The 17,656-nt window shown below is 47.2% G+C and carries 26 protein-coding genes, 1 tRNA gene and 5 pseudogenes; 27 read left to right on the forward strand and 5 right to left on the reverse strand.

The genetic code is table 11. The annotated features are described in order from the left end of the window. The first annotated feature begins 6 nt into the window (after window positions 1-6). The 19 genes and pseudogenes from QUE34_RS14245 (at window position 7) to QUE34_RS14335 (ending at window position 8,490) form a co-directional block, all read left to right on the forward strand. A complete protein-coding gene (locus tag QUE34_RS14245; RefSeq protein WP_000459720.1) occupies window positions 7-957 on the forward strand; it encodes a RecT family recombinase in 951 nt (316 codons plus the stop codon). Next, window positions 954-1,634, forward strand: a complete 681-nt coding sequence (locus QUE34_RS14250; protein ID WP_286338843.1) for a lambda exonuclease family protein — start codon at window positions 954-956, stop codon at window positions 1,632-1,634. The genes QUE34_RS14245 and QUE34_RS14250 overlap by 4 nt, the downstream gene beginning before the upstream one ends. After that, window positions 1,631-1,812, forward strand: a pseudogene (locus QUE34_RS14255) (DUF1317 domain-containing protein). Before QUE34_RS14250 ends, QUE34_RS14255 begins: the two are co-directional and overlap by 4 nt. Further along, window positions 1,785-1,976 carry a DUF1382 family protein gene (locus QUE34_RS14260; RefSeq protein WP_000548528.1) on the forward strand — a complete coding sequence of 64 codons (192 nt, stop codon included), beginning with the start codon at window positions 1,785-1,787 and terminating at the stop codon, window positions 1,974-1,976. Before QUE34_RS14255 ends, QUE34_RS14260 begins: the two are co-directional and overlap by 28 nt. A gap of 76 nt (window positions 1,977-2,052) precedes the next feature. Beyond that, window positions 2,053-2,268: a hypothetical protein gene (locus tag QUE34_RS14265; RefSeq protein WP_001605254.1), complete on the forward strand. Its 216-nt coding sequence runs from the start codon at window positions 2,053-2,055 to the stop codon at window positions 2,266-2,268. A 98-nt stretch (window positions 2,269-2,366) separates the two neighbouring features. Further along, entirely contained in the window at window positions 2,367-2,588 is a 222-nt protein-coding gene (locus QUE34_RS14270) for a TraR/DksA family transcriptional regulator (protein WP_000763383.1), read from the forward strand. Then, complete coding sequence (locus tag QUE34_RS14275; RefSeq protein ID WP_001289935.1) at window positions 2,585-3,358, forward strand: ead/Ea22-like family protein; 774 nt, start codon at window positions 2,585-2,587, stop codon at window positions 3,356-3,358. Before QUE34_RS14270 ends, QUE34_RS14275 begins: the two co-directional genes overlap by 4 nt. Window positions 3,359-3,509: 151 nt before the next feature. Then, the gene (locus tag QUE34_RS14280) at window positions 3,510-3,698 is read left to right on the forward strand and encodes a hypothetical protein (RefSeq protein ID WP_000797281.1); all 189 of its coding nucleotides are present in this window, start codon (window positions 3,510-3,512) and stop codon (window positions 3,696-3,698) included. Window position 3,699: 1 nt separating this feature from the next. Continuing rightward, window positions 3,700-3,909: a hypothetical protein gene (locus QUE34_RS14285; RefSeq protein WP_000951706.1), complete on the forward strand. Its 210-nt coding sequence runs from the start codon at window positions 3,700-3,702 to the stop codon at window positions 3,907-3,909. Next, window positions 3,906-4,361: a hypothetical protein gene (locus QUE34_RS14290; protein WP_001345189.1), complete on the forward strand. Its 456-nt coding sequence runs from the start codon at window positions 3,906-3,908 to the stop codon at window positions 4,359-4,361. Before QUE34_RS14285 ends, QUE34_RS14290 begins: the two co-directional genes overlap by 4 nt. After that, a complete protein-coding gene (locus QUE34_RS14295) occupies window positions 4,358-4,738 on the forward strand; it encodes a DUF551 domain-containing protein (protein WP_000610656.1) in 381 nt (126 codons plus the stop codon). The genes QUE34_RS14290 and QUE34_RS14295 overlap by 4 nt, the downstream gene beginning before the upstream one ends. Then, window positions 4,738-5,021, forward strand: a pseudogene (locus tag QUE34_RS14300) (DUF4752 family protein). The gene QUE34_RS14295 and the pseudogene QUE34_RS14300 overlap by 1 nt, the downstream one beginning before the upstream one ends. Window positions 5,022-5,376: 355 nt before the next feature. Next, a pseudogene (locus QUE34_RS14305) lies at window positions 5,377-5,643 on the forward strand (antA/AntB antirepressor family protein); the annotation flags it as partial. 267 nt (window positions 5,644-5,910) lie between these two features. After that, a complete protein-coding gene (locus QUE34_RS14310) occupies window positions 5,911-6,540 on the forward strand; it encodes a phage antirepressor Ant (RefSeq protein WP_000211520.1) in 630 nt (209 codons plus the stop codon). 55 nt (window positions 6,541-6,595) lie between these two features. After that, window positions 6,596-7,027, forward strand: a complete 432-nt coding sequence (locus QUE34_RS14315) for a hypothetical protein (RefSeq protein ID WP_000809302.1) — start codon at window positions 6,596-6,598, stop codon at window positions 7,025-7,027. Then, window positions 7,024-7,650 carry an MT-A70 family methyltransferase gene (locus QUE34_RS14320; protein ID WP_000163444.1) on the forward strand — a complete coding sequence of 209 codons (627 nt, stop codon included), beginning with the start codon at window positions 7,024-7,026 and terminating at the stop codon, window positions 7,648-7,650. Before QUE34_RS14315 ends, QUE34_RS14320 begins: the two co-directional genes overlap by 4 nt. Then, on the forward strand, window positions 7,610-7,822 hold the full coding sequence (locus QUE34_RS14325) for a DUF1382 family protein (RefSeq protein ID WP_001291843.1): 213 nt from the start codon (window positions 7,610-7,612) through the stop codon (window positions 7,820-7,822). Before QUE34_RS14320 ends, QUE34_RS14325 begins: the two co-directional genes overlap by 41 nt. Before the next feature lie 35 nt (window positions 7,823-7,857). Further along, a complete protein-coding gene (locus QUE34_RS14330; RefSeq protein WP_001441720.1) occupies window positions 7,858-8,229 on the forward strand; it encodes a DUF1627 domain-containing protein in 372 nt (123 codons plus the stop codon). Window positions 8,230-8,307: 78 nt separating this feature from the next. Next, window positions 8,308-8,490 carry a helix-turn-helix transcriptional regulator gene (locus QUE34_RS14335; RefSeq protein WP_000453637.1) on the forward strand — a complete coding sequence of 61 codons (183 nt, stop codon included), beginning with the start codon at window positions 8,308-8,310 and terminating at the stop codon, window positions 8,488-8,490. Here QUE34_RS14335 and QUE34_RS14340 read toward each other — a convergent pair. Continuing rightward, window positions 8,474-9,643 carry a tyrosine-type recombinase/integrase gene (locus QUE34_RS14340; protein WP_001218308.1) on the reverse strand — a complete coding sequence of 390 codons (1,170 nt, stop codon included), beginning with the start codon at window positions 9,641-9,643 and terminating at the stop codon, window positions 8,474-8,476. The two genes, QUE34_RS14335 and QUE34_RS14340, sit on opposite strands and share 17 nt — an antisense overlap. A gap of 195 nt (window positions 9,644-9,838) precedes the next feature. Between QUE34_RS14340 and QUE34_RS14345 the strand changes: the two genes are divergently transcribed. Both QUE34_RS14345 and intS read left to right on the forward strand, forming a co-directional pair. Next, a tRNA-Arg gene (locus QUE34_RS14345) sits at window positions 9,839-9,913 on the forward strand. A gap of 161 nt (window positions 9,914-10,074) precedes the next feature. Next, window positions 10,075-10,554: pseudogene (gene intS / locus QUE34_RS14350) on the forward strand (prophage integrase IntS); the annotation flags it as partial. Window positions 10,555-10,562: 8 nt separating this feature from the next. Here intS and QUE34_RS14355 read toward each other — a convergent pair. Then, window positions 10,563-11,731, reverse strand: a protein-coding gene (locus QUE34_RS14355) for an IS3 family transposase (RefSeq protein WP_103253411.1) whose coding sequence is annotated in 2 segments (ribosomal slippage) — window positions 10,563-11,482 and window positions 11,482-11,731 — 1,170 coding nt in all. Because the reading frame shifts where the segments join, the coding sequence is not laid out codon by codon here. Between the two features lie 73 nt (window positions 11,732-11,804). Between QUE34_RS14355 and QUE34_RS14360 the strand changes: the two are divergent. After that, window positions 11,805-12,101 (forward strand): annotated as a pseudogene (locus tag QUE34_RS14360) (dATP/dGTP pyrophosphohydrolase domain-containing protein); the annotation flags it as partial. Window positions 12,102-12,302: 201 nt separating this feature from the next. Here the strand turns inward: QUE34_RS14360 and QUE34_RS14365 are convergent. Beyond that, window positions 12,303-13,187, reverse strand: a complete 885-nt coding sequence (locus QUE34_RS14365; protein WP_001374979.1) for a LysR family transcriptional regulator — start codon at window positions 13,185-13,187, stop codon at window positions 12,303-12,305. Window positions 13,188-13,290: 103 nt separating this feature from the next. On the opposite strand from QUE34_RS14365, the gene QUE34_RS14370 reads away from it, so the two are divergent. The 5 genes from QUE34_RS14370 (at window position 13,291) to QUE34_RS28615 (ending at window position 15,200) form a co-directional block, all read left to right on the forward strand. After that, a complete protein-coding gene (locus QUE34_RS14370) occupies window positions 13,291-13,749 on the forward strand; it encodes a multidrug/biocide efflux PACE transporter (RefSeq protein ID WP_103253410.1) in 459 nt (152 codons plus the stop codon). A gap of 142 nt (window positions 13,750-13,891) precedes the next feature. Then, window positions 13,892-14,059: a hypothetical protein gene (locus tag QUE34_RS14375; RefSeq protein WP_000545725.1), complete on the forward strand. Its 168-nt coding sequence runs from the start codon at window positions 13,892-13,894 to the stop codon at window positions 14,057-14,059. Window positions 14,060-14,086: 27 nt separating this feature from the next. After that, complete coding sequence (locus tag QUE34_RS14380; protein ID WP_001281200.1) at window positions 14,087-14,431, forward strand: hypothetical protein; 345 nt, start codon at window positions 14,087-14,089, stop codon at window positions 14,429-14,431. A 124-nt stretch (window positions 14,432-14,555) separates the two neighbouring features. Further along, a complete protein-coding gene (torI, locus tag QUE34_RS14385) occupies window positions 14,556-14,756 on the forward strand; it encodes a response regulator inhibitor TorI (RefSeq protein WP_001163428.1) in 201 nt (66 codons plus the stop codon). Window positions 14,757-15,095: 339 nt separating this feature from the next. Beyond that, window positions 15,096-15,200, forward strand: coding sequence for a DUF4942 domain-containing protein (locus QUE34_RS28615; RefSeq protein ID WP_462828759.1), 105 nt, complete (start codon window positions 15,096-15,098; stop codon window positions 15,198-15,200). A gap of 79 nt (window positions 15,201-15,279) precedes the next feature. Here QUE34_RS28615 and cscB read toward each other — a convergent pair whose 3' ends face one another. Then, window positions 15,280-16,527, reverse strand: a complete 1,248-nt coding sequence (gene cscB / locus QUE34_RS14395; protein WP_001197033.1) for a sucrose MFS transporter — start codon at window positions 16,525-16,527, stop codon at window positions 15,280-15,282. A 71-nt stretch (window positions 16,528-16,598) separates the two neighbouring features. Continuing rightward, complete coding sequence (gene cscK, locus QUE34_RS14400; RefSeq protein WP_001274873.1) at window positions 16,599-17,513, reverse strand: fructokinase; 915 nt, start codon at window positions 17,511-17,513, stop codon at window positions 16,599-16,601. Between the last annotated feature and the right edge of the window lie 143 nt (window positions 17,514-17,656).

A 17,656-nucleotide genomic window follows, 5' to 3' on the forward strand; every position in this document is an offset into this window, starting at 1 on the left:
CAAAAAATGTTCGATATCGTTGAATTTGTTAAGCAGCAGGAGCGCTTTTTCTGCGAGGCATTAACTGAACCGACGCTGACATGGGCGAAGGAAAGTCAGTTTGCAATTCAGCAATTCCAGAAAAATGCCTTTCTGGCTGACACAGCAAGGGCAAATCTGCCCAGCGCACAGAACGCTATCATCAATGTTGCCGCCATCGGCATAACCCTGAACCCGGCCAGCAAGCTGGCGTATCTGGTCCCACGAAAAAAGGCTGTATGCCTGGATATCAGTTATATGGGGCTTCTGCATCTGGCACAGGTCACAGGAGCCATTCAGTGGGGGCAATGCAAACTTGTTTACGAGAAGGACATTTACGAGTCCAACGGTATTGACTGCGCCCCCACGCACAAATACAACCCCTTCGTAGACAGGGGCGCACGCATTGGCGGTTATTGTGTCGTAAAAACATCCGAAGGCGACTATCTGACCGAAGAGATGAGCAACAGGGAAATCGAGGTCATCAGGGCGTGCAGCAAAGCCGGAAATAACGGAGGAAGTAGCCCGTGGGATAGTTTCCCCGATGAAATGGCCAGAAAAGCCATTGTTAAGCGCGCCAGCAAATACTGGCCCCGTCGCGATCGCCTGGATACAGCTATCGACTACCTGAACACTCAGGCCGGTGAAGGTATCATCCTGAATGCTGATCATATCCCTGAGCGTGACGTCACTCCCGCATCAGATGAGATTATCAATGAGATCACTCAGGCAATCACCGAAATTAACAAGACATGGGATGACCTGCTTCCCGTATGTTCCAAAACATTCCGTCGCACGATTGCATCACATGAAGCTCTCTCTCAGGAAGAAGCTGTCAAAACGCTTGATTTTGTCAAAAAGAAAGCTGCCAGAAACAAGGCCACGGCGGAAGCGAAAATTCACGCCACCACGGAAAATAACAGCGAGGCCGTGTCATGACACCAGAAATTATTCTCCAGCGAACTGGCGTGGATATTACCAGCCTCGACCAGGGCGATGATGGATGGCACAAGCTGAGACTCGGTGTTATCACTGCTTCAGAAGTTCACAATGTGATAGCAAAGCCACGTTCCGGCAGCAAATGGCCTGATACAAAAATGTCATACTTCCACACCCTGCTGGCTGAAGTTTGTACTGGCGTGGCACCGGAAGTTAACGCTAAGTCGCTCGCATGGGGAAAGCAATATGAAGATGATGCCCGTGCCCTCTTTGAATTTATCGCGGATGTTACCGTCTCGGAAACACCCATAATTTTTCGTGACGAAAGCATGCGCACCGCCTGCTCTCCCGATGGTTTATGCAGTGACGGCAACGGCCTTGAATTGAAATGCCCGTTTACCTCCCGGGATTTCATGAAATTCCGGCTCGGTGGTTTCGAGGCCATAAAGTCGGCTTACATGGCCCAGGTGCAGTACAGCATGTGGGTGACGCGAAAAGATGCCTGGTACTTTGCCAACTATGACCCACGAATGAAGCGTGAAGGCCTGCATTATGTCGTGGTTGAGCGGGATGAAAATTACATGGCGAGTTTTGACGAGATGGTGCCGGAGTTCATCGAAAAAATGGACGAGGCACTGGCTGAAATTGGTTTTGTATTTGGGGAGCAATGGCGATGAAGCATCCTCACGATAATATCCGGGTAGGCGCGATCACTTTCGTCTACTCCGTTACAAGCGAGGCTGGGTATTTCCCGGTCTTTCTGTTATCCGAAATCCACTGAAAGCACAGCGGCTGGCTGAAGAGATAAATAATAAACGAGGGGCTGTATGCACAAAGCATCTCCTGTTGAATTAAGAACGAGTATCGAGATGGCACATAGCCTTGCTCAAATTGGAGTCAGGTTTGTGCCAATACCAGTAGAAACAGACGAAGAATTTCATACGTTAGCCGCATCCCTTTCACAAAAGCTGGAAATGATGGCGGCGAAAGCAGAAGCAAACGAGAGAGACCCGGCATGACAACAACAGAATGCATTTTTCTGGCAGCGGGCTTCATATTCTGTGTGCTTATGCTTGCCGACATGGGACTTGTTCAATGACACCTCAGCAGGAAAACGCCCTTCGCAGCATTGCCCGTCAGGCTAATTCTGAAATCAAAAATGCCAGACAGCAGTTTCCGGATAAAAACGTCGATGACATTTGCCGTAGCGTACTGAAGAAGCACCGCGAAACGGTAACGCTGATGGGATTCACACCGACTCACTTAAGTCTGGCAATCGGTATGTTAAACGGCGTCTTTAAGGAACGGTGAACATGAAAAGCAAAATCATCAGGGAGCTACAGGCTCCTTTTTTATTATTCGCATTCACCCTCAAGCGTATTAACCAACAATTCAGGGATTAATGAAAGATGGCAGATATCATTGATTCAGCATCAGAAATTGAAGAATTACAGCGCAATACAGCAATAAAAATGCGTCGCCTGAACTACCAGACTGTATCCGCAACTCATTGTTGTGAGTGTGGCGATCCGATAGATGAACGAAGACGCCTGGCAGTTCAGGGTTGTCGGACTTGTGCAAGTTGCCAGGAGGATCTGGAGCTTATCAGTAAACAGAGAGGTTCGAAGTGAGCGAAATTAATTATCAGGCACTGCGTGAAAAGGCAGAAAAAGCAACTAAAGGAAGCTACATCGTAGGGCATACATCTGTTAACCAGCACGGCAATTTAACAGGAGTTTTTGTTTGCCAAAAATGGAAAGGAGAACCCGGTGGCGTGATTGCGGAATGTCATGTTAACTGCCTGATTGAATCAGATGATCAGGCTTATGCAAACGCTGAATTCATAGCAGAGGCTAACCCGGCTACCGTGCTGGCACTGCTGGATGAACAGGAAAGAAACCAGCAATACATCAAACGCCGCGACCAGGAGAACGAGGAGATTGCGCTTACGGTTGGGAAGCTGCGTGTTGAGCTTGAAGCAGCAGAGAACAACCTTATTGATAGTGAATGCCATGTTGCTGAACTGGAAGAAGCTCTACGCGATAAGCAGGCGTTACTTGAAGCCTCAGAAAAGCGCAACGCAAAATTACAAAGCGAGAATGCATACATCCGCAACCGGTACAAAGAACTGGACCTATTAATCGGGAAAAACATTCTGGTCATGCAGGCTGCCATTATCGAATGGCAGGCAACTGGCGACGCTAAGAGCGGACTAGCATGGATTTATAACACACTGTTTGGCCCTGGCGAATTACCGGACGAATCTGAGAAAGATGCTCAGGCCTACTTTAATCGCAAATATGCACCGATTGACGAAAAGCTTATGGCGCTTCACAAGTGGTTTTGGGAACAAAGTGAAGCCGAGCGCGCCGCTGGCATTCGCATCAAAGGAGGTGAGTAATGCGTGTGGCATGTATCGGCTTGTTACCGTATCCGACTCGTTTTTGGGCTTCTGCGCTAATTGCAAAGAACATCATCCCGACACCAAAGCGCCGCCATACCGGTATTGCAGCGGCACGACGAGCAGCAAAGAGATGCAGGAGAGCAAAACGATGAAAAACCGTAAAGCAAAGATTCTGTTAGTTCGTAGAAACGCTCCTGGCGTCTGGCAGTGGGTGAGACTCAGCAACCGACGGATGGGGTTGATGAAATATTACGGGATGATGGATTGTGGTTTTTGCAAAAAGCCCAGCGCGGAGCAAAACCGCTGGAAAAACCACTTGCGCACTAAAGGAGAGTGATATGGCTATTGCTGCAAGTTACACCATGCATCTCTATTGTGATTGCCTCCAGTGTACAGATGGCAAATATAAGTCGCCAGACTTCGGTGAGTATATAGGTACGTCATGGGCTGGCTGTGCAAAAGAGGCGCGCAAGGATGGCTGGCGAATAAGCAAAGACAAAACGCGTGCTTTTGCGCCCGGGCATAAAGTTTTGAGGATTAACAAATGACCACTATTACCAAAGAGCGACTGCTGACAATCAAGCAGTGGCGCGAAACATACGGACCTGGTAGCAACGTTGTACTGCCAGCAGAAGAAGCGGAAGAACTGGCACGGATTGCTCTGGCAGCGCTGGAAGCTGAACCTGTTCTGTATCAGTCCTGCACTCGCCCCACTTGGAATAGCGGTGTTCCGTGGACGGAATGGAAAGAACGTAGTCGTGAGGGCTACGAAAACGATTTGCGCTTTACAGACACGCCTGACCATGCCGGTTGGATAAACAAATGCCGAAAACTATATACCACTCCGCCAGTTCCGGTAATACAGGCTGATGTCGCGCAAGCAATTGAAAACCTCAAGCAGAAGTTAGTGGAATGCAATCGCTATAACTACTGCGCAGATGCAGTTAAGGGCGTAGAGGATGCCTGCCGCGCTGCCATGCTTAAGGGAGATAAATCATGATTAATCGTACCAAGCTGGAGCACATCCTCGAATATGCCAGACAGCAGAGGCATACTGGTCAGCATTGTAAAATTCCACCAGGGGATATGGTTGAAATCATGGAGATTGCCATGCGCAAGGCTGGCAATTCTCCGGTAACTACGGATGGCTGGATAAGCTGTAGTGATCGAATGCCTGAAAAGGGCCAGAACGTGCTTATTTCGGTGAATTTCGATAGTGATCTGGTTGAGCCGCTAATATGCTCCGCACGCTATACCGGAAGCACCTTTCGGCGTGGGCAGATAACGGTTGCGCCTGGTAATGGTATTGATGGTAATGGTATTGAACAGGCCACACACTGGATGCCGCTACCAGAACCGCCGCAGGAGGTTAATTGATGGACTCCTTCGCGAAATATACGATTATTGACTGGATTGCCTTCCTTCAGGTTTTGCTCATCTGGTTTATATGGCTTACAGGAGTGGACAGTGGATTGTCAGTGTAGCCTGTAGCAAGGGATGGCGTTGGTGGAACCGAAAGAATAAAAAAGCGCTGGCCTTGGATTCGTTTTACGAAGCATTCAATCTTAACAGCCTTCAGCCTGGTTCTATCATTGTAGTCACCACTCAAAGCGACATGACGATACAAATTCACAAGCCAAAGGAGGAAGGTCGTGGCTAACCTGCAACTTGCCGTCAAAGGTGAATACTTCGCAGATAGTTTCCCCCAAATCTGGGGAAAAGCCCGAATGGCGCGGCTTACAGCAAGATAAGGCCTACATGATTTGACAAATCCGCCAGAGCTATCGCATACTGACCGCACTAGAACTTCAAAGCGGTCATCCGCACCCGATAGCTTTGCGGCTTTTTTATGCCTGCAATTTGGCATAGTCACATCCGTACAAAGGTCGGGTGGAGAGGCGTAATACAATACCCGCAAGGGGAATATGCCCGGAGCATCTTTGAAGGCTCTAGTTGACACCCGATCACCAGCCACTAACTGGTGATTGCTAACTAAAACTTCAAAGGAGGTCATCATGACCAGTCAACTCATCCCCGTATTCAACGGCACTATCGACAACGAAACAATTCTTCTAGTTAACGCTCGTGAGCTACACTCTTTTCTTGGTGTGGGCAGAATGTTCGCGCACTGGGTTAAAGAGCGCATTGCTGAATATGGATTCGTTGAAAATCAAGATTTTGTTATTGCTTGCCAAAATTGGCAAGCAAAAGGTAGAGGCGGTCACAACCGCAAGGAATACCACCTCACCCTCGACACAGCCAAAGAGCTTGCGATGGTTGACGACTGCGTCCAATACTGACTATACTCCGCGCCGAGGCCTCGAAAACCTCCCAAAAGCGGATTAAACCAACCCCGTCAGTGTTGGATTTTTTATGCCTGTTATTCAGTGATAGCACAGTGTGCGGTCACATCCCCGATCAATGTCGGGAGGGCGACGAATACAACACCCGCAAGGGGAATAAGTCCGCGGTATCTTTTGGGCCGTTTCGAGCCTCCCGGCACCACATTTTGTGGTGGCATTTCTCGAAAAAAGCCAAAGGAGGTCATCATGACCACTCAACTCATCCCTGTGTTTGAAGGTACAATCTCAAATGAACCTACGCTTCTGGTGAACGCGCGTGATTTGCATGGATTTTTAGAGGTAGGTAAAGATTTTTCTAACTGGATACGGGCCAGGCTAAACGAGTATGGATTCGTAGAAAATTTAGACTACATTCTATTTTCGCCAAATTTGGCGAAAACTCCAGGCCGCCGCCGCAAGGATTACCACCTCACCCTCGACACAGCCAAAGAACTGGCGATGGTTGAGCGTAACGAAAAAGGCCGCCAGATCCGCCGATACTTCATCGAGTGCGAAAAGAAACTTCGCCAGAGCCTTTTACCTGCACCAATGAACATCAACTACCCTCTATCGTGGTTTTCAGAGCACCACCCCTACTCCATGATGAGCTATGTTGATCGAAAAACTCTTAACCTGGACGTTTCTGTGCTCTTCGACATGCCAAGCCCAACTATGCGCATCCTCAATGAGCTACACAGCAAAGGCTATAACGTTGACGCCGCTGTCGCCGAATTTAACGCCTTCAAGCATCTGACGGAAGAAATGCGCCGCACGCTACAGGATATTTCAAGATTGTCAGATCGAAATTCCCGAAAAGGCTTCTCGTTAAGCCTGTAACTTCCCCTACCATCCCCGACATCCCGTCGGGGTTTTCATATCTGGAGACAAAAATTTGAAACAGATCGCTTTCTACAGGCGTTCTGGAAGGCCCGGTGCCTTCCGTGGGTTAAAAGAACGCGTCACTTGGATGATTCAGTCTCGTGGTCGTCCTGTTACTGGCAGTGAAATAGCAGAGAAATTTGGTGTTTCACTTTGCGAGTTCAACAAGGTAGCTCGCGGCCTGACAAAGGGCAGTAAGGTTGTGAAAATAAAGGCTTCAGAACCATTCACCACAGACACCGGAATCGTTGATCGCTTTTTCTCCCTCGAATCAAATCCTCGTCGTGACACACCTCGCTCACGCAATGCCGTTCCTCCATTCAGTCGCAGAAGCCGTGAACACGCAGCAAAAAACTGTCGCGAGGAATACGTGCAAAAGGCCGAACGCCGTCGCCGACTGATTAAAGCAGGACTTTACATTGATGAGTTTGAAAACGCGCTATGACGAAAAAATACACCCTCATTTACGCAGATCCCCCCTGGACATTCCGCGACAAAGCAACCGATGGTCAACGCGGTGCAAGTTTTAAATATCCGGTCATGAGTCTTCTGGATATCTGCCGCCTCCCGGTGTGGGAACTGGCAGCCGATAATTGCCTGTTGGCTATGTGGTGGGTGCCTACACAACCACTTGAAGCATTGAAGGTTGTAGAAGCGTGGGGCTTTCGTCTGGTGACGATGAAAGGATTAACCTGGAACAAATGCGGGAAAAGACAGACCGACAAGCTGGTCATGGGTATGGGTAGCACCACTCGCGCTAACAGCGAAGACTGCCTTTTTGCAGTGAAAGGAAATCTGCCTGAACGCATTAACGCCGGAATAATCCAGTCATTCACTGCACCGCGCCTTGATCACTCCCGCAAGCCGGATATGGCGCGAGAAAAACTTGTGCAACTTCTTGGCGATGTTCCCCGGATAGAACTGTTCGCCCGTCACACCTCGCATGGATTTGATGTCTGGGGTAACCAATGCGGAACACCATCCATTGAGATGGTTCCGGGTATTGTTAAATTTCTGGAGAAAACCAATGAGCGAAAAAACGACGTTGACAAAGGCATCACCAGTTGAATTAAGGCAGTGTCTGGAAATCGCAAATCAACTTGCCAGAAGTGGAATACGATTTGTTCCAATCCCGATTACAGCAGATGCAGAACTTCATCTGTTTGGTGAAATTCTTTCCCGAAAGCTGGATGAACTGGAAAAGCTGGTAGAAGAAGCTGACACCTCACCAACCGTATAACAGCCCCACCGACATTAAAATATCAGGAGAAAAAAATGAACGCAGTGCTCACAGAATTGAACAAATTAGGAAAAGCATCAGCCGAAAGTATTTCTAAAGGTCTCAATATTGATTTGAATGACGTTATTGACACTCTATGGAAGTTAAAAAACCAGGGGGTAGTAACTGTAAAAAATGGCATCTGGCAGGCAGTTGCAAGGGAAGTGGACAAAAAACCAAATATCGCCTCAGTGCAGCCAGTGCAGCCAGTGCAGCCAGTGCAGCACAACATTATAGGCGACCTGCTACGTAAATCACGGAAAGAAGCGCGCCGCGCCGGGCGGAAACAGAAACGATGGGAGGGTGCATGTAAGGCGTTGCAAGAACTGAATAAATACCGTGACTTGATCAACGAATTGTCAGAGTGAACGTAGCGGGAATCCACGTCCTTTAGGGCGTGGATGATATCAGGCTGTTGAAATACATGTAGAAAAGGAGCGCATACTATGGAAGTCAACTTAATGACCGAAAAAGAGGTTTCTGATTTGTTACAAAAAAGGCGCACAGCTTTGTATAATTTGCGAAAAAAACACGGATTCCCGGAACCAGTACTTACTCATCCGGCGCGATATAGTCGTCAGGCCGTTGAACAATGGCTTAAAGCCGGAGGAATTAACCGAGCTGTTTAGCGTGCCAGAAAATTTTATCAGCATACAACTCATACGCATCTTTCTGTTCCGACAACCAGTCGTGTTTATTATACACGGCCATAACTCCCCCAAGTTCATGCCCCAGCATTTTTTCAGTGACGTGGGGCATAATTCCTTCCCCAGATAAATTCGTTACCAGAGAACGCCTAAAATCATGCGTTCTCCATTCAGGAATATCAATTTTCTCCCTTAACTTTTTCATGTACAAATTAGCCGACGAACGATCAATAGGTTTATCTATTTCCTGCCCGGGGAATAGCACATCAAAACCCGCATTAAGCAATCTCTCGATATAAGGTTTAACCTGAGTGAATACCGGACGCCGGATAATATTCCCCATTTTTGAATGCTCTTTTGGGGTTGTCCAGACCAAATCTTCCATGTTGAACTCACTGGCTGTCGCGAGACGTAGCTCAGAAAGTCTGGCCCCCCATAGCAATAGCAATTGATGTAACACCTTGTTGGAAGTAACTACTTTTGAGTTCTCCAGCGCCAGCCAAATTTTTGCCAGTTCCGTATAGGTAAGTACACGACTCCCTACATCTGGTTTTTTCCCAATATTCTTAACACTAAGCTTGAGTAATTCGCATGATGGGATTAACTGGCGGCTGATACACCAGTTAATAACTGAACGCAGTTGTAACAACAAAACACGAGCCTTTTTCTTGTTGAGGCTTTCTTGTTTGTCAAAGAAACGAGCCCATGCCGATACTGGGATACTGGCAACTGGCGAGCCTTCAAACTGTGTGTACATAGTGTTGTACACGACGGATCTGTAAAGCGTCTGTGTATTGGGTTTCAGATCAGTAACATACTTATCCCACCACTGATCCAGGCATTCTTTTAATGTCAGTTCGCCGTCACTGGGCGCAAAATAATTTTTAGGGTTAACTCCCTTCATGTACAATGCGCGCATCTCACCGACGATAACACGCGCGTCCTTCAGTGAAGTAGACGGATAGCGCCCGACAGTAAGACGTACTGGCTTACCATTCCAGCGATAACGGTACTGAAACGTGATAGTTCCTGCTGGAGTAATCCGCACACTTAACCCGTCACCATCGGTGATTTCAGCAGGGCCAGAGTAGGGTTTTCCGTAGAGGCCTCGTAGTTTGGTGTCGCTCAGTGCCAATGCTTTATATCCTGTACACAAGTTTATAATGTATTCTGTACTCAATATGTACGCATTAGCAAGTGAACAAAACACTTTTCAACGCAAAAGAAGATAATCAACCATGAACAAAAACAAACTTACACCTTGATTTTAAAACCATAAAGACGGTATTATCAGTCATATGGTGAACAACCAAAATCAATACGCAACAATGTCCTCTTAGTTAAATGGATATAACGAGCCCCTCCTAAGGGCTAATTGCAGGTTCGATTCCTGCAGGGGACACCATTTATCAGTTCGCCACCATCCGTACCAGTCCGCAAAATCCCCTGAATATCAAGCCTTCCGTGGATTCGCAGTTCGTCATAGTTCGCGTCTGAACGTTGACAGCCGCACTCTATGATGGGTAAAAAGTGGGTAAAATAATTTTACCCACCGGATTTTTACCCATGCTCACCGTTAAACAGATTGAAGCGGCAAAGCCGAAAGAGAAACCATACCGACTTGTTGATGGTAATGGTCTGTACCTTTATGTCCCTGTATCCGGAAAAAAGGTCTGGCAGCTTCGCTACAAGATTGACGGTAAGGAGAAAATCCTGACCGTCGGAAAATATCCGCTTATGACTTTGCAGGAGGCAAGGGATAAAGCATGGACTGCGAGGAAAGACATCTCGGTTGGCATCGATCCGGTAAAAGCGAAAAAGGCTTCGTCTAACAACAATTCCTTTAGTGCGATTTACAAGGAATGGTACGAGCACAAGAAGCAAGTCTGGTCAGTAGGATATGCAACTGAACTTGCAAAAATGTTTGATAACGACATTTTACCTATCATCGGCGGTCTTGAGATTCAGGATATTGAGCCGATGCAACTGCTGGAAGTAATCCGCAGATTTGAAGATCGCGGTGCAATGGAGCGAGCCAACAAAGCCTGTAGTGGTCAACAAAAACTGGCCACCGCTTTAGAGTTTTTCCAGTATCGGTTTTCCGATTCATTTGGTGGCAACCCACCGTTATATTCGTGCGGCCTGAGCGCGTTGTAATACCCAACGATATAGTCCGTTATTTCATGGGCAGCATCGCTGAAGTTCATGTAACCCGTCACCGGTATCCACTCGTTTTTCAGACTCCTGAAGAAGCGCTCCATCGGGCTGATATCCCAGCAATTTCCTCGTCGACTCAGACTCTGTTTGATCTGGTAACGCCACAGTAACTGCCGGAACTGCCTGCTTGTATAGTGGCTGCCCTGATCGCTGTGGAACATTACCCCGGCTGGTTTACTGCGGATTTCCCAGGCCATTTTCAGCGCTTTGATGGTCAGTCTGCTGTCCGGAGAGAACGACATTGCCCAACCTACCGGTTTCCTTGCAAACAGGTCGAGAACAACGGCAAGGTATGCCCAACGTTTCCCCGTCCAGATGTACGTCACGTCGCCGCACCATACCTGATTTGGCTCTGTCACTGCGAACTGCCGCCCAAGGTGATTCGGGATAGTGACATGTTCACGACCACCTCGTTTATAACGGTGCGCAGGCTGCTGGCAACTGACCAGTCCCAGTTCTTTCATGAGCCTGCCGGCAAGCCAGCGCCCCATTCTGAAGCCTCTCAGGGTTGCCATTGTGGCGATGCTTCTTGCCCCGGCAGAACCATGGCTGATGTTATGCAACTCAAGTACCTGACTGCGTAATACAGCCCGTCTGCCGTCTGGTTTTTCAGGACGGTTTTTCCAGTATCTGTAGCTGCTGCGATGAACCCCGAACACATGGCAGAGTGTGACCACAGGATAATGCGCTCTGAGTTTCCCGATTATCGAGAACTGTTCAGGGAGTCTGACATCAAGAGCGCGGTAGCCTTTTTTAATATTTCATTCTCCATTTCAATGCGTTGTAGCTTTTTCCTCAGCTCACGTATTTCGATTTGTTCTGGTGTTATCGGAGAGGCTTTTGGTGTTTTGCCCTGACGCTCATCACGCAGTTGTTTGACCCATCTTGTCATTGTGGAAAGGCCGATATCCATAGCTTTGGCGGCATCTGCCACCGTGTAGTTCTGGTCAACAACCAGTTGAGCGGATTCGCGTTTAAACTCTGCGCTGAAATTTCTTTTTTTCATTGGAGCACCTGTGTTGTTCTGAGGTGAGCATATCACCTCTGTTCAGGTGGCCAAATTCAGTGTGCCACTACAGGAAGATAAATTGAAGATCAACATGGAGCGCCAGTGGCCTGAACCAAAAGATGGTGAGCCTCGCTTGCACATTAAAGAACGCGGCAACTCTCCGGTAACTCCGGGTGGTTGGATAAGCTGTAGTGAGCGAATGCCCGCTCAAGATGATTGGATTTTAATTTATTCAAAGCACGGTGAGTATATGGCAGGACAGGTGCAAGGGGAATACGTGGAGTTGAGCGACGGCACTTTATCGTGGTTAGGGAACGCCTTGTTCTGGATACCACTACCAGAACCGCCGCAGGAGGTGAATCAATGAGCTGGCCTGAAGCATTCGCAACGGTAGGAATTGCAATGGCGGTAGCACTGGTTTTGTATTCAATTTGTCGCTGGGGATAACGATGATGCTCATGCGGAAATCATCAAAAAAATGGAACTGCTAACATGATTTAGGTGGGAGCCTGGAAGATGGCTCCACATATCAACATAGATTATTTCAGGATTCCATATTTTAACTAATCTAAGTTCGACTATTTGGGGCATTGATATGCTGTAAATGATGCTTAAGCCAATTTCCAGCCGCGCCTGGTGGCGATTTTTTATTCCAAAGCAGATCGATAGAAATTGCCTTTGGCCAGCCAGGTACGTCGAGCTGAACCAGCGGTTTTTCTGTTGCAAACTCCTCAACCAGAGCACAGGGCAGAGAGCACCAGCCAAATCCCTGTACGGCCATACTGAGTAACAACAAATAGTTAGGTGCAGACCAAACCGGTCCACGGGCAATCATCTCCCGGTTATCGATATAAGTATTAAGACGAAGTTCTCGCCATGAATGAAGTTGTTCCCGCTGGATTGTTTTTTCTGCAGACAGTGGATGTGACGCCGAAACATAAATGCCCATCCACGCTTGCATCGGTAAACGGGTTGAGCCAATATCGGTGGGGTAGTGTTCCCGAGACTCAATTAAGCCGATCTGCGCTCGTTCTTTTTGCAAAAGATCGATGACATCGACATCCTCACCAATTAAAACCTCTAACTCAGTATGTGGAAACTGACTATCAAACTGCACCATGATGTCTTCTAATAAGTCAGGGTGTAGGGTATCGGAAAGCACAAACGTCAGACGAGCTTCAGTCTCTCCGGCAAGCGAAACCGCCACCTCCTCAAGACGTTCACTGGCTGACAAAATCGCATGAACGTAACTCAATACTTTCTTTCCTTCCTCTGTCAGCACAGGTTCTCGCGAAGAGCGATCGAATAATGATATACCAAGATCGACCTCAAGATTGGCAATTGACGTACTGACTGCGGACTGACTTTTGCGTAATCTTCGTGCCGCAGCAGAAAAGGAGCCACAGGAAACCGCTTCAACAAATGTACTTAACGCTTCAAGTGAGTAACGCATAATCTATCAATTTTTTCGATGGTATCTATCTTTTATATATCACATAAATCGATAAAAATCTCACAACTCCATAACGCGGTCGAAACTGTAAGAAAGGTAAGTTATGCAACATAATGCGATTCAACACAGATCGTTACTTGAGCGTATTTTTCACGCTATTTGCTTTGAAGGAATTGCCACTGCGATTCTGGCCCCCACCACAGCATGGTTAATGCAGCGAACTATACTCGAAATGGGCGGGATGACTATCTTGTTGGCTTCAACTGCAATGATCTGGAATATCATCTATAACATGCTATTTGATCGCTACTGGCCTGCTCATCAGGTAAAACGAACTGCAAAAGTTCGTGCATTCCATGCTTTGGGCTTTGAAAGTGGATTTATCGCGATCGGCGTCATTATGGTGTCCTGGATTCTGAGCGTCAGTCTGTTACAGGCTTTTACACTAGAGATAGGATTCTTCCTTTTCTTTCTACCATATACCATGTTCTACAATTGGGCCTATGACAGCTTACGTTTACGTGTTGTGAAACAGCATCAACAACGTATGCTTGCCAGATAATGTTTTCCCAGGGGAGTAATGAGAATCGCGCAATAATTTTCGATATCCATACTGTACCCCCACCGACTTAACATCCCCGCCCTCGCGGGGATTTCTTTTATCTGAACTCGCTACGGCGAGTTTTGTTTTATGGAGATGATAAATGCACTTCCGAGTCACAGGAGAATGGAATGGAGAGCCATTCAACAGGGTTATCGAAGCAGAGAACATCAACGACTGCTATGACCACTGGATAATATGGGCGCAGATAGCACATGCAGACATAACCAATATTCGAATTGAAGAACTGAAAGAACACCAAGCCGCCTGATGGCGGTTTTTTTATTGGAGACAAGAAATGTCAGATTTGGCTATGAAGGTTTTGAAATGGCAATCGACTGGCGATGTTGGCATCAGTAGCGCAACTCTTGCCTCAATCGCATGTGGACTGAAAAAGAATATCTATGGTCATAGCTTCGGTGCTCCACATGACGCAGCCGATTTCCGACGATGCGTTGCGCTTGTCGAGCAGATTCCAGAAATCAGGGATTCATTCGACAAGGTTGCAAAGCGCGTTCCGGCATTCAAAGGCATCCTCAACGAATGGGATTCTCTCGTTGCTCTGTTGAAGTCTGAAATGAAGATACACGGAAACAAAGCACCAGAGACTTACAGAAGAATTAGCGAGTTACGCAAGGACTAACCACAGCCTCACACTCGATGAGGCCCGTTCATTTCTCAAGATATCCAGACCTACCATTGCCGCATCAATGCGGTTTTTTATTGCCTGATTTGCAGGTTCGATTCCCTATTCGGAGATAGCACTCATGCAACACGAACTACAACCTGATTCACTGGTTGATTTGAAATTCATCATGGCCGATACTGGCTTCGGTAAAACCTTCATCTATGACCGGATTAAGTCCGGCGACCTACCAAAAGCCAAAGTTATCCACGGGCGAGCAAGATGGTTATATCGTGACCATTGTGAATTCAAAAATAAGCTCTTAAGCCGCGCCAATGGGTAAAATAGCGGGTAAAATATTTCTCACATCTAAAAAACACCATTCCAATCAATCCCCTGCCGCCTCAAGTAGATGTCTGCAGGGGACACCATTTATCCTTCCAACGAAATCTACCTTCCCCGCGTAAAAGTTGGGTTTGGCAGCACACTTGCCCTAAATCTACTCATTTTCCCTGCAACAGGTTGAAATCTCAGCACTGTGCGGCGATGACTAAACAGCCCCGGGCCTGGCAATGTAATCATCACACAGAATCCTGATCGCGAAATCTGGCTTGACTCGATACTTCACTCCGCAATGCATTCCTTGATGGATTAGCAGGCCCGTGATACACGGGACAGGTCGCTGAATTACGACAATTTCCTGGAAATCAGCGAACCGCGTATCATGAGTACATTTGAGCGACTGTTCCAGAACATGAATGAGGCGTTTGGATTAGGCGATTATTAGCCGCGCTAAGCATTTGGGTATTATTATTTTCCGGTTGAGGGATATAGAGCTATCGACAACAACCGGAAAGAGTTTACGTCTATATTGCAGAAGGTACAGGCGTTTCCATCACCATTTGCTCACGTTTTTTACTCAGGAAGAAAATGCCAAATAACAACATCAGGCAGACAATACCCGAAATTACGAAGAAAACCGTCTGGTAACCTGCATGGTCAAAAAGTATTCCAGTCGGCGTTGAAAGCAACACAATCCCCAACGAACTGGCAATTTGAAAACCAATCAGAAAGATCGTCGACGACAGGCGCTTATCAAAGTTTGCCACGCTGTATTTGAAGACGGAAATGACACACAGTGGAACCTCAATGGCATGTAACAGCTTCACTAATGAAATAATCCAGGGATTAACGAACAGTGCGCAGGAAAGAATACGCAACGCCATAATCACAACACCGATAAGTAATGCATTTTTTGGCCCTACCCGATTAACAAAGAAAGGAATAATGGCCATGCACAGCGCTTCGAGTACAACCTGGAATGAGTTGAGATAACCATACAGGCGCGTTCCTACATCGTGTGATTCGAATAAACCTGCATAAAAAACAGGAAAGAGCTGTTGATCAAAAATGTTATAGAAAGACCACGTCCCCACAATAAATATGACGAAAATCCAGAAGTTTCGATCCTTGAAAACTGCAATAAAATCCTCTTTTTTTACCCCTCCCGCATCTGCCGCTACGCACTGCTGATCCTGATATTTAAAACGCATGTTGATCATCATAAATACAGCGCCAAATAGCGAAACCAACCAGAAGTTGATATGGGGACTGATACTGAAAAATATGCCAGCAAAGAACGCGCCAATCGCATAGCCAAAAGATCCCCAGGCGCGCGCTGTTCCATATTCGAAATGAAAATTTCGTGCCATTTTTTCGGTGAAGCTATCAAGCAGACCGCAGCCCGCCAGATACCCCAAGCCAAAAAAGAGCGCCCCCAAAATTAGACCTACAGAAAAATTGCTTTGCAGTAACGGTTCATAAACGTAAATCATAAACGGTCCGGTCAAGACCAGGATGAAACTCATACACCAGATAAGCGGTTTCTTCAGACCGAGTTTATCCTGGACGATGCCGTAGACCATCATAAATAGAATACTGGTAAACTGGTTGACCGAATAAAGTGTACCTAATTCCGTCCCAGTCAACCCTAGATGTCCTTTCAGCCAAATAGCGTATAACGACCACCACAGCGACCAGGAAATAAAAAAGAGAAATGAGTAACTGGATGCAAAACGATAGTACACATTTCTGAATGGTATATTCAGTGCCATAATTACCTGCCTGTCGTTAAAATATTCACGTCCTATTCAGAGACAAGAACGGCCTCGCCGTTTATTTCTCACTATTCCAGATCTTGTCGACATGGCAGCGCTGTCATTGCCCCTTTCGCCGTTACTGCAAGCGCTCCGCAACGTTGAGCGAGATCGATAATTCGTCGCATTTCTCTCTCATCGGTCTCTAATCCCGTAGAGGAAAGACCTGTGAGTAACCCGGCAACGAACGCATCTCCCGCCCCCGTGCTATCGACACAATTCACAGACATTCCAGCAAAATGGTGAACTTGTCCTCGATAACAGACCACCACCCCTTCTGCACCTTTAGTCACCAACAGCATGGCGATCTCATACTCTTTTGCCAGAGCACATATATCCCGATCGTTCTGTGTTTTTCCGCTGATAAGTCGCCATTCTTCTTCCGAGAGCTTGACGACATCCGCCAGTTGTAGCGCCTGTCGCAAACACAAGCGGAGCAAATGCTCGTCTTGCCACAGATCTTCACGAATATTGGGATCGAAGCTGACAAAACCTCCGGCATGCCGGATCGCCGTCATCGCAGTAAATGCGCTGGTACGCGAAGGTTCAGCAGACAACGCAATAGAACAGAGATGTAACCATTCGCCATGTCGCCAGAAGGGCAAGTCAGTCGTCTCTAAAAAAAGATCGGCACCAGGGCGGACCATAAACGTAAATGAACGTTCCCCCTGATCGTTCAGATCGACAAGCACCGTGGATGTTCGGTGCCATTCATCCTGCTTCAGATACGTGATATCGACTCCCTCAGTTAGCAGCGTTCTTTGCATTAACGCGCCAAAAGGATCATCACCCACCCGGCCTATAAACCCACTTATTCCGCCTAATCTGGCGATTCCCACCGCAACGTTAGCTGGCGCGCCGCCAGGACAAGGCAGTAGGCGCCCGTCTGATTCAGGCAAGAGATCGACAACCGCATCCCCTAAAACCCATACTTTGGCTGACATTTTTTTCCCTCAAATTCATCTGACTTACGCATAGTGATAAACCTCTTTTTCGCAAAATCGTCATGGATTTACTAAAACATGCACATTCGATCACAAAACGTCATAGTTAACGTTAACATTTGTGATATTAATCACATTTATAA

The organism is Escherichia sp. KS167_9B, from assembly GCF_030295215.1.
Taxonomy (GTDB): Bacteria; Pseudomonadota; Gammaproteobacteria; order Enterobacterales; family Enterobacteriaceae; genus Escherichia; species Escherichia coli_F.

Excerpts from the sequence above, each read along its gene's own strand:
- QUE34_RS14280 (WP_000797281.1), top strand. The coding sequence starts at position 3,510 with ATGAAAAACCGTAAAGCAAAGATTCTGTTAGTTCGTAGAAACGCTCCT.
- QUE34_RS14250 (WP_286338843.1), top strand. The coding sequence starts at position 954 with ATGACACCAGAAATTATTCTCCAGCGAACTGGCGTGGATATTACCAGC.
- cscK (WP_001274873.1), bottom strand. The coding sequence starts at position 17,513 with ATGTCAGCCAAAGTATGGGTTTTAGGGGATGCGGTTGTCGATCTCTTG.
- QUE34_RS14245 (WP_000459720.1), top strand. The coding sequence starts at position 7 with ATGTTCGATATCGTTGAATTTGTTAAGCAGCAGGAGCGCTTTTTCTGC.
- QUE34_RS14330 (WP_001441720.1), top strand. The coding sequence starts at position 7,858 with ATGAACGCAGTGCTCACAGAATTGAACAAATTAGGAAAAGCATCAGCC.
- QUE34_RS14325 (WP_001291843.1), top strand. The coding sequence starts at position 7,610 with ATGAGCGAAAAAACGACGTTGACAAAGGCATCACCAGTTGAATTAAGG.
- QUE34_RS14290 (WP_001345189.1), top strand. The coding sequence starts at position 3,906 with ATGACCACTATTACCAAAGAGCGACTGCTGACAATCAAGCAGTGGCGC.
- QUE34_RS14310 (WP_000211520.1), top strand. The coding sequence starts at position 5,911 with ATGACCACTCAACTCATCCCTGTGTTTGAAGGTACAATCTCAAATGAA.
- QUE34_RS14265 (WP_001605254.1), top strand. The coding sequence starts at position 2,053 with ATGACACCTCAGCAGGAAAACGCCCTTCGCAGCATTGCCCGTCAGGCT.
- QUE34_RS14320 (WP_000163444.1), top strand. The coding sequence starts at position 7,024 with ATGACGAAAAAATACACCCTCATTTACGCAGATCCCCCCTGGACATTC.
- QUE34_RS14295 (WP_000610656.1), top strand. The coding sequence starts at position 4,358 with ATGATTAATCGTACCAAGCTGGAGCACATCCTCGAATATGCCAGACAG.
- QUE34_RS14285 (WP_000951706.1), top strand. The coding sequence starts at position 3,700 with ATGGCTATTGCTGCAAGTTACACCATGCATCTCTATTGTGATTGCCTC.
- QUE34_RS14270 (WP_000763383.1), top strand. The coding sequence starts at position 2,367 with ATGGCAGATATCATTGATTCAGCATCAGAAATTGAAGAATTACAGCGC.
- cscB (WP_001197033.1), bottom strand. The coding sequence starts at position 16,527 with ATGGCACTGAATATACCATTCAGAAATGTGTACTATCGTTTTGCATCC.
- QUE34_RS14260 (WP_000548528.1), top strand. The coding sequence starts at position 1,785 with ATGCACAAAGCATCTCCTGTTGAATTAAGAACGAGTATCGAGATGGCA.
- QUE34_RS14375 (WP_000545725.1), top strand. The coding sequence starts at position 13,892 with ATGCACTTCCGAGTCACAGGAGAATGGAATGGAGAGCCATTCAACAGG.
- QUE34_RS14335 (WP_000453637.1), top strand. The coding sequence starts at position 8,308 with ATGGAAGTCAACTTAATGACCGAAAAAGAGGTTTCTGATTTGTTACAA.
- QUE34_RS14370 (WP_103253410.1), top strand. The coding sequence starts at position 13,291 with ATGCAACATAATGCGATTCAACACAGATCGTTACTTGAGCGTATTTTT.
- torI (WP_001163428.1), top strand. The coding sequence starts at position 14,556 with ATGCAACACGAACTACAACCTGATTCACTGGTTGATTTGAAATTCATC.
- QUE34_RS14365 (WP_001374979.1), bottom strand. The coding sequence starts at position 13,187 with ATGCGTTACTCACTTGAAGCGTTAAGTACATTTGTTGAAGCGGTTTCC.
- QUE34_RS14380 (WP_001281200.1), top strand. The coding sequence starts at position 14,087 with ATGTCAGATTTGGCTATGAAGGTTTTGAAATGGCAATCGACTGGCGAT.